Raw genomic sequence first — 13,343 nt, forward strand, 5'->3', positions numbered from 1 at the left:
GCATCTCCCCTGGCCGGCTACCAACCGCCTCTTGCCCACGGCCTTGACCTGAAGCCCACTCAAGGTCCGAGCATGTGCACATGACGGTGACGGACGAGACACGACAGGCTCTGGAGCGGCAGCGCACTGTGGACATCACCACGACCGGGCGGCGGAGCGGTCAGCCGAGAAGGATGGAGATATGGCGCTATCAGGCCAGCGGCCGCTACTGGCTCACGGGGAGCCCGGGAGCACGTGACTGGTACGCCAATGTGCTCACGCATCCCAAGTTCACGCTGCATCTGGCCGGCCTGGATGTGCAGGTGCGAGGGCGTCCCGTGACCGACCCGGACGAGCGGGCACTCGTGCTCGGCGAGATCGTCCCGACCCTGGACTGGGCCGGAAGCTTGGAAAGCTGGATCGCCGGAAGCCCTCTGGTGGAGATCGAATTCGACTGACACCGCCCGACTTCACGGACATGCGCGAGGCGCCAGGAGTAGGAGGCGTGCCGTGCACTCGGGGTGGCGCAAGAGCCTTCAGTGGCGGCAACGGTGCCCACGTCGAGGTCGGATGCGTTCACCGACCTGACAAGGATTCATAGCGACGGGCCGCGCCGGTCAAGCCCTGCGGTTCGATCACCGCCCTGGAAACGTCCAGCTGAGACTGGCGACGGCCGTCCTCCTCGTTGCTGTCGCCGTTCCAGTGCGGCTGGCAGCCCAGCGCGCACCTACGATCAGGCTGTGAAGCGACCACGCTTGTACGGGCCTGGCGAGTTGGCTGGCCTGTTCAACGTGTCGAGGCAGCGGGTACTGCATATCACCCGCCGACCCGGCTTCCCTGAGCCGATGGCCCGCCTGATCGGAACGACTATCTGGGACGCGGACGAGGTGGACGAGTGGGCTAAGCACAATCGCCCACCACGCCCAACCGAGGGCGACGAAGACGGCTGATCCGGTGGCACCTATCGGCACGCCACGCCGGACTGGTTCCGCCAGTGACGTTCGGTTACCAGCCAGCCAGAACCGGGTGTAGGGCACATCCGCTTCTGCCGATGAGAGTGAGGGAATCTCCGCTTACATGGCGTCTGGCCGTAGCTGAGCAACGCGCGAAGCTGGCAAGATTCGGAGCGTTCGCAGGAGCGTGTCGACGATCCCGGCTGCACCGATGATTTCCGGGGGGATCCGCGGCCCATACCTTGACCGCGGGCGCAGATGATCTCGCCCGACCACAGAGGGGATTCCAGGCATGACGAGACCGCTTCGCTTCGGGGTCGTTGCCCCGCTCAGTACTGACCTGCCGACGTGGCTGGCCCAGGTGCGCCGCATCGACGACAGCGGCTACTCGACGTTGCTGATGCCGGATTTCCCGCTGCTGCAACCGGCGCCGGGTCCCACGTTGGCCACCGCCGCGGCCCTGACCGACTTGCGAGTGGGCACATGGGTGTACGCCTCCCCGCTACGCCCGGCCTGGCTGACGGCGTGGGAGGCGCATTCGCTGTCGCAGCTCACCGACGGACGCTTCGAGCTGGGCATCGGCACCGGCCGGCCAGGAATCGATGACGAGCTCCGCGACAAGGGAATGCCGGCCGTCCCGCCGCACGAGCGGCTGGCCCGGATACGCGAGACCGTCCGGAGGCTGCAAGATTTCGACGGCCCCGACCGGCACACGCCGGTGGCGATGGCCGTCCGCGGTCCGAAGGCTCGGGCGCTGGCGGCCGAGGTCGCCGACACGGTCACCTTCGTGCAGGCGCCAGATGAGTCCCGGGCCGAGGTCACGCGGCTGGCACGCGACCTGCGCGCCGTCCGCGACGTCGAGCTCGCGAATGCCGTGTCGGTCATCGGCGACCGGGTCGCGCCGTACATGGCGCCTCCCGACACCGACACTGCCGCCGCTCGCGCGGCGGACTCGTTGGTCACGCTTCCGGAGGATCCGGCGGCCGCCGCCGAGGAGATTCAGCGGCGACGGGAAGAGATCGGCTTCTCTTACTTCGTCATCGGCGCCGACTTCGCCGACACGTTCGCTCCAGTCGTGGCCAAGCTAGGCGGACGGTAGTTCGCCGCCGAGGAATGACGACGGCGAACACGCCGGTCCGGAGAGCCGACACCTAAGGAAGGCGACACCATCGTCACGGTCCTCAACGCTCTGCCGGAAGCGAGCTTCCACTATGAAACCCGTCGGTAAGGTGAGCAACATCCGCTCATGCCGCGATCCGCGTGACCTGGCTGACCGGCCGGATACGGTGAGCGACCAGCATGCAGCCGAGGCGATCCGGGTCTGCGCCTGGTGTCACGTCGCCCCGATCGGATATCTCATCGCGGCGATGTCCGTGTGGAGCCCGAAAACGGTTGCCTTCGGGTTCAAAGCTTGCACGACTGCGTCAGTAAGCGGACGGTGCGCGACGACGTGCTCGACCACCGCCGGGTCGACCTCGATCTCGTAGTAGTCCTCGGCGAACGTGACGTACCGATCGACGATGTCGTCGAGCAGGATCTCGAGCAGATCAGAGCCGTCCGGGGCGTTGCTGTCGTACGGTCCGCGAAGCGCGGGGAACGTGATGGCTTCGCCGGCGTGCCACCGGTCGTCACCGGAGAGCCGCCACAGGACAGCGGTGGCGACGAACTGGCCTTCCTCGTCGCCGAACGCTGGTTCCTCGATCTGCGGACGGAACACCGCCGGGAGACCGTCGAGCAGTCCGGGCCACAGCTCGTGGTCCGGATCGCGATAGGGCGTCATCGCCGACTCATGGTCGAACACGCGGATGAAGGCGCCATCGGCGGTGAACACCACTGTCCACTCGTCGCCGCTGCCGTTGCTCATCAGTGCCGCCTCGTCGTCACCCCAAGATCGGGTGTAGGCGTAGTAGGGCTCGCCCTCGTCGACGATGCACTCCAGCACGGCGAGTGCCTTGCAGCGGTCCCGCAGCACGTCGATGGAGGGCAGCCTGGCAGCGATGTCGTACACGGTCACCCGCTGAACCTACGCCGAAGCACCGACACGCGAGACTCGGTGAGAATGCACGCTCATAGCCGCTGGCCGGGCGCCCACCTCTGCACGCTCCCAGGGCTGGAAGAGCCTGGAAACGGCGCTGCCCCGACCTCGCAGGAGGCCGGGGCAGCACTGATCGCGTACGTCAGCTGCAGCCGCTGGTGGAGCCGCAGCCCTCGCAGACGTAGCAGCTACCGGCGGGGCGCATCTTCGTACCGCAGGTGAAGCACAGCGGTGCGTCGGCGGCCTTGCCGATGACGGCCTCCAGCAGTTCGGTGCTGGAACCCACGCTCGGCGCCGGCTTGGCGGCGGCCACGTCGGCCATCTCCTGGGCCGGCTGGGCGACGGCCTCCGGCTTGGCCGGAGCCTCCACCGGCGCGGACGATGCCATCGCGGTGAGCTCAGCCCCGGTGACCCCTGCGGATTCCGCGTCGGCTTCGGCCCGCAGCTGGGCGGCCCGCTCGCTGGCGGTGAAGATGCCCAGCTCGGCGCGGCGCTCGTACGGCAGGAAGTCCAGTGCGAGGCGACGGAAGATGTAGTCCATCACCGACGCCGCCATGCGCACGTCCGGGTCGTCGGTCATGCCGGCCGGCTCGAAGCGCATGTTCGTGAACTTGCTGACGAACGTCTCCAGCGGCACGCCGTACTGGAGGCCGATGCTGATGGCCACCGAGAAGGCGTCCATCACGCCGGCCAGGGTCGAGCCCTGCTTGGACATCTTGAGGAAGACCTCGCCGAGGCCGTCGTCCGGGTAGGACGACGCGGTGAGGTAACCCTCGGCGCCACCGACGGAGAAGCTGACCGTCTCGGACGGGCGCTTCTTGGGCAGGCGCTTGCGTACCGGGCGGTACTCGACGACCTTCTCCACAGCGGCCGGTGCGGCCTCGACGGCGGCCGGCTCGGTGGCCTTGTTGTTCTTCGCCACCGAGAGCGGCTGGCCGACCTTGCAGTTGTCCCGGTAGATCGCCAGCGCCTTGAGGCCGAGCTTCCAGCCCTCGAAGTAGATCTTCTCGACGTCCTCGACGGTGGCCGCCTCCGGCATGTTTACCGTCTTGGAGATGGCGCCGGAGACGAACGGCTGGATCGCCGCCATCATCCGCACGTGGCCCATCGGGGCGATGGACCGCTCCCCCATCGCGCAGTCGAACACCGCGTAGTGCTCCGGCTTGAGGCCGGGGGCGTCCACCACGTGGCCGTTGTCGGCGATGTGCTCGACGATCGCCTCGACCTGCTCCTCGGGGTAGCCGAGGCTGCGCAGCGCGCGCGGGACCGTCTGGTTGACGATCTGCATCGAGCCGCCGCCGACAAGCTTCTTGAACTTGACGAGCGCCAGGTCCGGCTCAACACCGGTCGTGTCGCAGTCCATCATGAAGCCGATGGTGCCGGTCGGCGCGAGGACGCTGGCCTGCGAGTTACGCCAGCCGTTGCGGTCACCGATCTTGTTGCCCTGGGTCCACTGCTTGGTCGCCTCGCGGACGATCGCGGTGGCCACCGGGCTGGTGGGCTTGATCTCGTCGTTCGCGGCGGCGTGCTTGCGCATGACCCGCTTGTGCGGCTCGGCGTTGCGGGCGTAGCCGTCGTACGGGCCGACGACGCCGGCCAGCTCGGCCGAGCGGCGGTACGCGGTGCCGGTCATCAACGAGGTGATCGCCGCGGCGACCGAGCGACCCTGGTCCGAGTCGTACGGCTGGCCGGTGGCCATCAGCAGCGCGCCCAGGTTGGCGTAGCCGATGCCCAGCTGCCGGTAGGCGCGGGAGGTCTCGCCGATCTTCTCGGTCGGGAAGTCGGCGAAGCAGATCGAGATGTCCATCGCGGTGATGACGAACTCGACGGACTTGACGAACTTCTCCACCTCGAAGCCACCGTCGGCGCGGAGGAACTTCATCAGGTTGAGCGAGGCGAGGTTGCACGAGGAGTTGTCCAGGTGCAGGTACTCCGAGCACGGGTTCGACGCGGTGATCCGGCCGGTCTCCGGGCAGGTGTGCCAGTCGTTGATCGTGTCGTCGTACTGCAGGCCCGGGTCGGCGCACTCCCACGCGGCCTGGGAGATGGTACGGAACAGCTTCTTGGCGTCGATGGTGTCGATCACCGAGCCGTCCAGCCGGCCGCGCAGGTCGAAGCCGCCGCCGTTCTGCACGGCCGTCATGAACTCGTCGGAGACCCGCACCGAGTTGTTGGCGTTCTGGTACTGCACGCTCACGATGTCGGAGCCGCCGAGGTCCATGTCGAAGCCGGCGTCCCGCAGCGCGCGGATCTTGTCCTCCTCGCGCGCCTTCGTGATCACGAACTCCTCGATGTCCGGGTGGTCCACGTCGAGGATGACCATCTTGGCCGCCCGCCGGGTCGCGCCGCCGGACTTGATGGTGCCTGCGGACGCGTCAGCGCCGCGCATGAAGCTGACCGGGCCGGAGGCGGTGCCACCGGAGGAGAGCAGCTCACGGGACGAGCGGATCCGCGACAGGTTGACGCCGGAACCGGAGCCGCCCTTGAAGATCAACCCCTCTTCCTTGTACCAGTCGAGGATGGAATCCATCGAGTCGTCCACGGCGAGGATGAAGCACGCGCTGACCTGCTGCGGCGACGGCGTACCGACGTTGAACCAGACCGGCGAGTTGAAGCTGAACACCTGGTTCAGCAGCATCCAGGTCAGCTCGTGGGCGAAGACCTCGGCGTCGGCGGGGCTGGCGAAGTAGCCGTACTCCTCACCGGCGGTGCGGTAGGTGGTGACCACCCGGTCGATCAGCTGCTTGAGCGACCACTCGCGCTCCGGGGTCCCCACCGCGCCCCGGAAGTACTTCGTGGTCACGATGTTCGCCGCGTTGACGCTCCACGACTCCGGGAACTCCACGCCGCGCTGCTCGAAGTTGATCGAGCCGTCCCGCCAGTTCGTCATCACGACGTCGCGACGCTCCCAGGCGACCTCGTCGTACGGGTGGACCCCCTCGGTCGTCCACACCCGCTCGATCTTCAGCCCCGCGCTCGCGCCGGCCTTGCTACGTGACCTGCTTGTCGTCACACCATCCCCCGACATCTCATCCGCCCCCTCGTCCGCGCGGCCACGCCGCGCGTCCACCTGTCAGAACACAAACCTCAGTTGGTACGGCCGGCGGTCCCCGCCGCCCCGGCCTCCGCCGCGCCCGCACGGGCGCGGGCGGCGGCGCGCAATGTCTCGATCTCCTGCTCGAAGTCGGCAAGCGAGTCGAAGGACCGGTAGACGCTGGCGAACCGCAGGTACGCCACCTCGTCCAGGTCCCGCAGGGGGCCCAGGATGGCCAACCCCACATCGTGGCTGGGGATCTCGGCCGCACCCTTGGCCCGCACGGTCTCCTCGACCTTCTGGGCCAGCAACGCGATCGAGTCCTCGTCGACCGGCCGGCCCTGGCACGCCTTGCGCACCCCGCCGATGATCTTCGTCCGGCTGAACGGCTCGGTCACCCCGCTGCGCTTGACGACAGCGAGGACCGCCTCCTCGACCGTGGTGAACCGCTTGCCGCACTCGGGGCAGGACCGCCGCCGCCGGATGAGCTGGCCGTCGTCGGCCTCCCGCGAGTCGACCACCCGGGAGTCGGCGTGTCGGCAGTACGGACACCGCATCGCCTACCTCCTAATCATGATCAACCACGGCGTAGCGGGCACTTCCGGGCACGACTCGACCCGGCGGTGCCAGCTGGAGCTGACGCCCGCCGTGGCCGGCGCTGCGGGAGTGCGGTCGGTAGTCGAACCCAACCTGTGGGCAACTTACGCCCGTGTCACTACTACATCTAGGGGTCGACCGTATGTCGCTGGCGTACTCGGGTCAAGTTGACCGGCGTGTCCGGCGCGTCACGGACCATCCGGTCATCCGCACCCATCGCCCCCGCCGGAAGACCCAACGCCGCGACCCCGACCCGGTTACCGGCCAGCCGGCTGAAGTCGCCCGGAAAACGGTCGCTGTTCGAACATCCGTGCTACCCGACGTACCATTTATCAGAACATCCGTACGACCGGAGTGGTTTTTCACCCCGACACGCCGGTGAGAGGTCGTACAGATGTTTGAAAATGACCGATCTCACCTATACGGTCAGGAACAGCCGGGCGCGTTGGATCTTCAGCACCCGGCGCACGGCACCATTCGAGCACGAGCGTTCGAGCACCACTGTTAGAGCACCCCGCACGCACCACGAGCCGACGAGGCACCCAGCGCCGACCAGGGAGGACGGACGTGACCGAGGACCGGGCTAGCCGGCCGAAGAGCCCGCAGCAGATCACCGAGGCGGGCCCGCCGGCCACCCGACGCCGCAGCGCCGCGCGCAGCCGGACGGGTCAGCCCGCCGTGCGCCCGGTCACGCCGGTGGTCAGCGCCTTTCCCGACCCCGCGACGGTCGACCTGACCGCCCGCCAGCGTCGCATCCTGGAGTTCATCCGCACCTGGGTGGAGCACCACGGCTACCCGCCCAGCGTTCGCGAGATCGGCGAGGCGGTCGGCCTGGTGTCGCCGTCCAGCGTCGCCTACCAGCTCAAGGAACTGGAGAAGAAGGGCCTCCTGCGCCGCGACCCCAACCGGCCGCGCGCGGTGGACGTCCGGGCCCCCAGCGAGGCCATCGACGACGAGTTGTCACGCGCCCAACGGCCGACACCGGCGTACGTGCCGATGCTCGGACGGATCGCCGCCGGTGGGCCGATCCTCGCCGAACAGGCCGTGGAGGACATCTTCCCCCTCCCCCGCGAGTTGGTGGGTGAGGGCGAGGTCTTCATGCTCCAGGTCAAGGGCGACTCGATGCTCGACGCGGCGATCTGCGACGGCGACTGGGTGGTCGTCCGGCAGCAGCCGACCGCCGACTCCGGCGAGATCGTGGCCGCCATGCTCGACGGCGAGGCGACCGTCAAGACCTACCGGCGGCGCGACGGCCACGTCTGGCTGATGCCGCAGAACCCAGCCTTCGACCCGATCCCCGGTGACGACGCCACCATCATGGGCCGGGTCGTGGCGGTGCTACGCCGGATCTGACCGGCCCGCGGGTGAGTGCCCCACGGCGCTCACCCGCGACGGTTCGCGCGTCGCGTCACGGTCGAGCGCACGCGTTGCCCCTCGACCGAGCACCATCTTGCGACCGTTCGCGCGTCGCGCAGGCTCCGAGCCGTCAGTAGCGGTCGCCTCGGTTAGGGCCGCGACGGCCACCCGGATGCTGCCCGTACGGGTCGATGGGCGCCTCGTCGTCGCGCCTGCGGGCGGGCCGCTGACCCCGATAGTCCGGCTGCTCCTGCCCGCCACGCCGCGGAGGCTCCGCACGACCACCGCCGGGCTGACCGCCCCGACCGCCACTGGGCTGACTGCCACCACGGCCACCGCCAGGCTGGCCACCACCCCTGCCGCCACTGGGCTGACCGCCACCTCGACCGCTGCCCGGCTGGCCAGCACCTCGGCCACCGCCGGGTTGACTGCCGCCCCGGCCACCGCCGGGCTGGCCGCCGCCAGCGCCGTAGACACCGCCGCCGGGCCGACCGCCGCCACCCGGAGGACGACCGCCGCCGCCGTAGACACCGCCACCACCGGCACCACCGCCAGCGGCACCGCCGCCCGGTCGAGGAGCACCGTAGCCGCCGTTGTCGGCCGCTGCGGGACGCCCACCGCCGTACACCGCTCCGGCCGCCGGCGCCGCCCCACCACGGGCCGCTCCGGCCCCGTAGACCGCGCCGCCCGCCGGTGCGCCGCCGCCGTAGACGCCGCCCCGACGCTCGTCGCCTGCCGGACGACCGTCGCCGTCGCCGCGCCCCGGAACCGGGTCGAGGGGGTCGCCGTCCGGATCCGATTTTTCGGACCCGGCGGCCAGCGGCCGGCGGCGGGCCCGCACGATGCCGAAGATGCCCGCGCCGACAAGCAGCAGGCCGACAAGCCCGACGGCGCCGACCAGGTAGGTGATCTCGTCGAGGCTCAGCCCGTCGAACCAGGACTGCGAGGCCGCGGGCTTCGCGGCACCGGCCGCCGCCAGCGGCGCAGCCGTCGAGGTGGACGGCGTGTAGGCGAGAATGTCGACCGGGTCGTCCTCGCTGAACTGACCGCCGTCGGAGACGGTGAGGAAGCTCTTGCCGTCCGGGGAGTAACTGATCGCCTCGCCGAACGGATCGGCCAGCGGAGTCACCCGCGGCTTTCCGGTCGTGACCGCGCCGACGATGTCACCGCCGGACACGTCGTACTCGAAGGCATCGGCATACGTCCGCAGGACGACCTTGGTGCCGTCCGGGGAGCGGGCCGCGCCGGTGATCGCGACCCGGCCGAACGTGTTGAGCGGGTTGTCGGTCTCCGTCGCGGGCAGTGCGATCTCGCCGGCCTTGCGCATCGGCACCGGCTCGGTGTCACCGGTCTTCAGGGCCGCCGCGGGGGTGTAGATCTCGGCTTTGCCCTTTGTCACCTTGGTGATGATCAGCGGTTTGCCGTCGTCGCCGATGAGGAGGGCCTCGGCGTCGTGCGGCTTGCCCTCCGGGTACGAGAGTCGGTGCAACACGGGCTGCTTGGCGCCGGTGACAGGCATCGACCAGAGCGCCACCCGCTTACGGCGTTCCTTCGCGGTGATGTTGTCGCCGGTGTCGGCGATCCAGAGGGTCTTACCGTCCGGGGAGAGCGCCAGGTCCTCGGTGTCGAAGGGGCCAGCGCCGGAATACTGGACGGGCTCCTTCGCAATCTTGCACTTGCTGTCGAGGAAGAAGACCCGCTTACGCGCCGCGATCTCGGTGCTGTCGTTGATGACGATGTAGCCGGACTTGGTCGCCACCAGCCCGGACAACTCCCGCAGCCGCTCGTCTGTGACCGTGCACCGCTTCTTACCGGGAGTGACGGCGGGCGGCTCGGACTGCCCGGGTGCGGGAGCAGCAACGGCCACTCCGGCAAGCGCCACGGTTGCCCCGAGCAGGCCGAGGGCAACCGTGGCCGAGGAAACGACGCGGCGCATTCGGCCAGTGTCGCATGCCGAGCGTTTCCGGTGGATGACGCCGGGATCGGTCAGGGCAGGCTGACGGCAGCCTGCCCCTGCCTCTCGACGTCGAACGGCGCCAGCTCGGCGGCGAGCGCCGCGCTGACCCGTACGTGCAGCAACGTGCCCTCCGCCAGGTGCGAGGTGCTGAGCACCTCACCGCTCCGGTGCACCCGTGACACCAGGTCACCCCTGTCGTACGGCAGGATCGCCCGGACCTCCACGGCAGGCTGCGGCAACCGCGCCTCGATGGCCTCACGCAGGCCGTCGATGCCCCGCCCGGAGTACGCCGACACGAAGATCGCGTCCGGCCAGAGCCGCTTGAGTCGCAGGAGCGTGTCCTCGTCGGCCGCGTCGGTCTTGTTGACCACCAGCAGCTCGGGGAGCCGGTCCGCGCCCACCTCGGCGAGCACCTCGTGGACCGCCCGCACCTGCTCCTCAGGATCCGGGTGGGTGCCGTCGACGACGTGCACCACCAGATCCGCTTCCGCGACCTCCTCCAGCGTCGAGCGGAACGCCTCGACGATCTGGTGCGGCAGGTGGCGTACGAAGCCGACGGTGTCGGAGAGCGTGTAGAGCCGCCCGTCGGAGGCGGTGGCCTTACGGGTGGTCGGGTCCAGCGTGGCGAAGAGGGCGTTCTCCACCAGAACGCCCGCGCCGGTGAGCCGGTTGAGCAGGCTGGACTTGCCGGCGTTGGTGTAGCCGGCGATGGCCACCGCGGGGATCGCGTTGCGGGAACGGCGGGAGCGCTTGGTCACGCGTACCGTCTTCATGCTCTTGATCTCGCGGCGCAGCCGGGAGATGCGGTGGCGGATGCGTCGCCGGTCGGTTTCCAGCTTGGTCTCACCGGGACCACGCACGCCCACGCCGCCGCCGGCGCCGCCGCCGCGACCGGACCCACCGGTCTGCCGGGACAACGTCTCACCCCAACCACGCAGCCGGGGCAGCAGGTATTGGAGCTGGGCCAGCTCGACCTGCGCCTTACCTTCCTTGCTCTTGGCGTGCTGGGCGAAGATGTCCAGGATCAGCGCCGTCCGGTCGACAACCTTGACCTTGGTGCGCTGCTCCAGGTTGCGCAGCTGCGACGGGGACAACTCACCGTCACAGATGACAGTGTCGGCGCCCGTGGAGAGCACCACAGCGCTGAGATCGTCGACCTTGCCGCGACCGATGTAGGTGGCCGGGTCGGGCCGTGAGCGGCGCTGGATCAGCCCCTCGAGCACCTGCGAGCCCGCCGTCTCGGCAAGCGCGGCCAGCTCGGTCAGGGAATTTTCCGCATCGGTCACCGTGCCCTCGGTCCAGACGCCCACCAGGACGACCCGCTCCAGCCGCAGCTGCCGGTATTCCACCTCGGTGACGTCGGTGAGCTCGGTAGACAGGCCCGGGACGCGTCGGAGGGACTGCCGCTCCGACAGCTCCATCTCACCGGTGGTGACGTCGTCGAACTCGTCCTCGACGCCGACGAAGGTCTCCTGGTCTCGCAAGCGGTTCTCCTGTCCGATTTGATAAGTAGAACGTAATCCTGACATGAGACAACGCCCAATGCACCTGCTATATGCCCGTGCTGAAGCTCGCCAAAAGTGGGGGCGAATGCCAGAGTGCCCCGCCAACCCGGTAGAAATGCGGGGCGACGGTCGACCGGCCGTACAGCCGTGACGGAGGGATCCCGTGGCCATCACCCGACTGCCGAGCGCCGGATTTTCGATCACCATCCGGATCGCCGTGACCGCGGACGCCTCCTCGATCGGCCGGCTCACCACCTCGGTCGGCGAGGCCGGGGCGATCGTCACGGCTCTGGACGTGGTGGACTCGGACCCGACCCACGTGATCGTCGACCTCACCTGCGACACCGCCGACGCCAAACACGCCGACCAGGTGGTCGACGCGCTCAGGACGCTGGACGGCGTGGACGTGCGCAAGGTGTCCGACCGGACGTTCCTGCTTCACCTCGGCGGCAAGATCGAAGTCACCTCGAAGGTCGCGCTGCGCAACCGCGACGAGCTGTCCCGGGCGTACACCCCTGGGGTTGCCCGGGTCTGCATGGCGATCGCCGAGAACCCGGCGGACGCACGGCGGCTGACGATCAAGCGCAACACCGTCGCGGTCGTCAGTGACGGTTCGGCGGTGCTGGGCCTGGGCAACCTCGGCCCGGCCGCGTCGCTGCCGGTGATGGAGGGCAAGGCCGCGCTGTTCAAGCGCTTCGGCGGGGTGGATGCCTGGCCGGTGGTGCTGGACACCCAGGACACCGACGAGATCGTGGCCATCGTCAAGGCGATCGCGCCCGCGTACGGCGGGATCAACCTGGAGGACATCGCCGCGCCGCGCTGCTTCGAGATCGAGGCCCGGCTGCGCGAGGCGCTGGACATTCCGGTCTTCCACGACGACCAGCACGGCACCGCAATCTGCGTGCTGGCCGCGCTGACCAACGCCCTGCGCGTCGTGGGCAAGCAGCTCGCGGACGTCCGGGTCGTGGTCTCCGGGGCCGGCGCGGCCGGCACCGCCATCATGAAGCTGCTGCTGCGCCAGGGCGTCGGCGACATCATCGCGTACGACCGGGACGGCGCTCTGCACCGAGGGCTGACCGGGCTCAACCCGGCCTGGCAGTGGCTGGCGGACAACACCAACAAGGAGAACTACGCAGGCGACCTGCCCGGCGCGATCCGGGGCGCGGACGTCTTCATCGGGGTCAGCGCGCCGAACCTGCTCACCGGCGACGACGTCGCGCAGATGGCCAAGGACTCGATCGTCTTCGCGCTTGCCAACCCGGACCCGGAGGTCGACCCCCGGGAGGCACGCAAGCACGCCGCGGTGGTCGCCACCGGCCGCTCCGACCAGCCGAACCAGATCAACAACGTGCTCGCCTTCCCCGGCGTGTTCCGCGGCATGCTCGACGCGCACGCCGAGGAGTTCACCGAGGAGATGGCGATCGCCGCCGCCCAGGCCATCGCCGACGTGGTCGGTGAAGAGAAGATCAACCCGACGGTGATCGTGCCGAGCGTCTTCGACGCTCGGGTCGCCCCGGCGGTCGCCGCCGCCGTTCGTGCTGCCGCGAACAACCCCAGCCCGCTCCCCGCCGCCGACCCCGGCCCCGCCGACCTTCCGGAGATCGCGGCCAACGCCAGCGCCACCCCCTGAGCGGTGGATGTAGCGCCGCCTGTGGTCGGCGCGGCGACGACAACCGTGCCGGGTGGTCGTCGCGCGTCCTTTGCTCTGCTTCAACCACCGCAACGGCCGGTGTCCGACTATCGGACGCCGGCCGTTGCGTCCGTTGAAGCAGCGCAAAGGGGGCACGGTGAACCTCCGGGGAAGCCGACGCGCGCCGGGCCGACCGCAGCTAGTGCCTCGTCATGCGGCCTTGAACGGGTAATCGGGATGGCGGATCTTGGAGTTGATCGCGTATCCGGTTTTGGGTTGGGCGTGTTGGTTGCGCCA

At 69.3% G+C, this 13,343-nt stretch carries 9 protein-coding genes; 4 read left to right on the top strand and 5 right to left on the bottom strand.

Annotation, left to right across the window (positions count from 1 at the left end):
- Nucleotides 1-80 precede the first annotated feature (80 nt).
- Nucleotides 81-437 (top strand): nitroreductase/quinone reductase family protein, encoded by a 357-nt coding sequence (locus tag ADK66_RS19890; RefSeq protein ID WP_053657496.1) that lies wholly within the window; start codon nt 81-83, stop codon nt 435-437.
- A 787-nt stretch (nt 438-1,224) separates the two neighbouring features.
- Nucleotides 1,225-2,031, top strand: coding sequence for an LLM class flavin-dependent oxidoreductase (locus ADK66_RS19895; RefSeq protein ID WP_053657499.1), 807 nt, complete (start codon nt 1,225-1,227; stop codon nt 2,029-2,031).
- 234 nt (nt 2,032-2,265) lie between these two features.
- On the opposite strand, the gene ADK66_RS19900 is transcribed toward ADK66_RS19895, so the two are convergent.
- The 3 genes from ADK66_RS19900 to nrdR form a co-directional block, all read right to left on the bottom strand.
- On the bottom strand, nt 2,266-2,946 hold the full coding sequence (locus tag ADK66_RS19900) for a hypothetical protein (RefSeq protein WP_053657501.1): 681 nt from the start codon (nt 2,944-2,946) through the stop codon (nt 2,266-2,268).
- Nucleotides 2,947-3,109: 163 nt separating this feature from the next.
- On the bottom strand, nt 3,110-5,995 hold the full coding sequence (locus tag ADK66_RS19905; protein WP_053657533.1) for a vitamin B12-dependent ribonucleotide reductase: 2,886 nt from the start codon (nt 5,993-5,995) through the stop codon (nt 3,110-3,112).
- Between the two features lie 59 nt (nt 5,996-6,054).
- Nucleotides 6,055-6,558, bottom strand: coding sequence for a transcriptional regulator NrdR (gene nrdR, locus ADK66_RS19910; protein ID WP_053657503.1), 504 nt, complete (start codon nt 6,556-6,558; stop codon nt 6,055-6,057).
- Between the two features lie 607 nt (nt 6,559-7,165).
- On the opposite strand from nrdR, the gene lexA reads away from it, so the two are divergent.
- The gene (gene lexA / locus ADK66_RS19915) at nt 7,166-7,951 is read left to right on the top strand and encodes a transcriptional repressor LexA (protein ID WP_053657505.1); all 786 of its coding nucleotides are present in this window, start codon (nt 7,166-7,168) and stop codon (nt 7,949-7,951) included.
- A gap of 133 nt (nt 7,952-8,084) precedes the next feature.
- Here the strand turns inward: lexA and ADK66_RS19920 are convergent, their stop codons facing one another.
- Together ADK66_RS19920 and hflX are read right to left on the bottom strand one after the other, a co-directional pair.
- Nucleotides 8,085-9,890, bottom strand: coding sequence for a hypothetical protein (locus tag ADK66_RS19920; RefSeq protein WP_053657507.1), 1,806 nt, complete (start codon nt 9,888-9,890; stop codon nt 8,085-8,087).
- 50 nt (nt 9,891-9,940) lie between these two features.
- The gene (gene hflX / locus ADK66_RS19925; RefSeq protein ID WP_053657510.1) at nt 9,941-11,395 is read right to left on the bottom strand and encodes a GTPase HflX; all 1,455 of its coding nucleotides are present in this window, start codon (nt 11,393-11,395) and stop codon (nt 9,941-9,943) included.
- Between the two features lie 184 nt (nt 11,396-11,579).
- Here hflX and ADK66_RS19930 point away from each other — a divergent pair, with 184 nt between their 5' ends.
- Nucleotides 11,580-13,046 (top strand): NAD-dependent malic enzyme, encoded by a 1,467-nt coding sequence (locus tag ADK66_RS19930; protein ID WP_053657512.1) that lies wholly within the window; start codon nt 11,580-11,582, stop codon nt 13,044-13,046.
- Nucleotides 13,047-13,343 lie beyond the last annotated feature (297 nt).

The sequence above is a fragment of the Micromonospora sp. NRRL B-16802 genome (genome assembly GCF_001279555.1).
Taxonomy (GTDB): Bacteria; Actinomycetota; Actinomycetes; order Mycobacteriales; family Micromonosporaceae; genus Micromonospora; species Micromonospora profundi.

What these genes read in the sequence shown, in the direction of transcription:
- ADK66_RS19890 (WP_053657496.1), top strand. Translation starts at nt 81, where the DNA reads ATGACGGTGACGGACGAGACACGACAGGCTCTGGAGCGGCAGCGCACT.
- ADK66_RS19895 (WP_053657499.1), top strand. Translation starts at nt 1,225, where the DNA reads ATGACGAGACCGCTTCGCTTCGGGGTCGTTGCCCCGCTCAGTACTGAC.
- ADK66_RS19905 (WP_053657533.1), bottom strand. Translation starts at nt 5,995, where the DNA reads ATGTCGGGGGATGGTGTGACGACAAGCAGGTCACGTAGCAAGGCCGGC.
- nrdR (WP_053657503.1), bottom strand. Translation starts at nt 6,558, where the DNA reads ATGCGGTGTCCGTACTGCCGACACGCCGACTCCCGGGTGGTCGACTCG.
- ADK66_RS19920 (WP_053657507.1), bottom strand. Translation starts at nt 9,890, where the DNA reads ATGCGCCGCGTCGTTTCCTCGGCCACGGTTGCCCTCGGCCTGCTCGGG.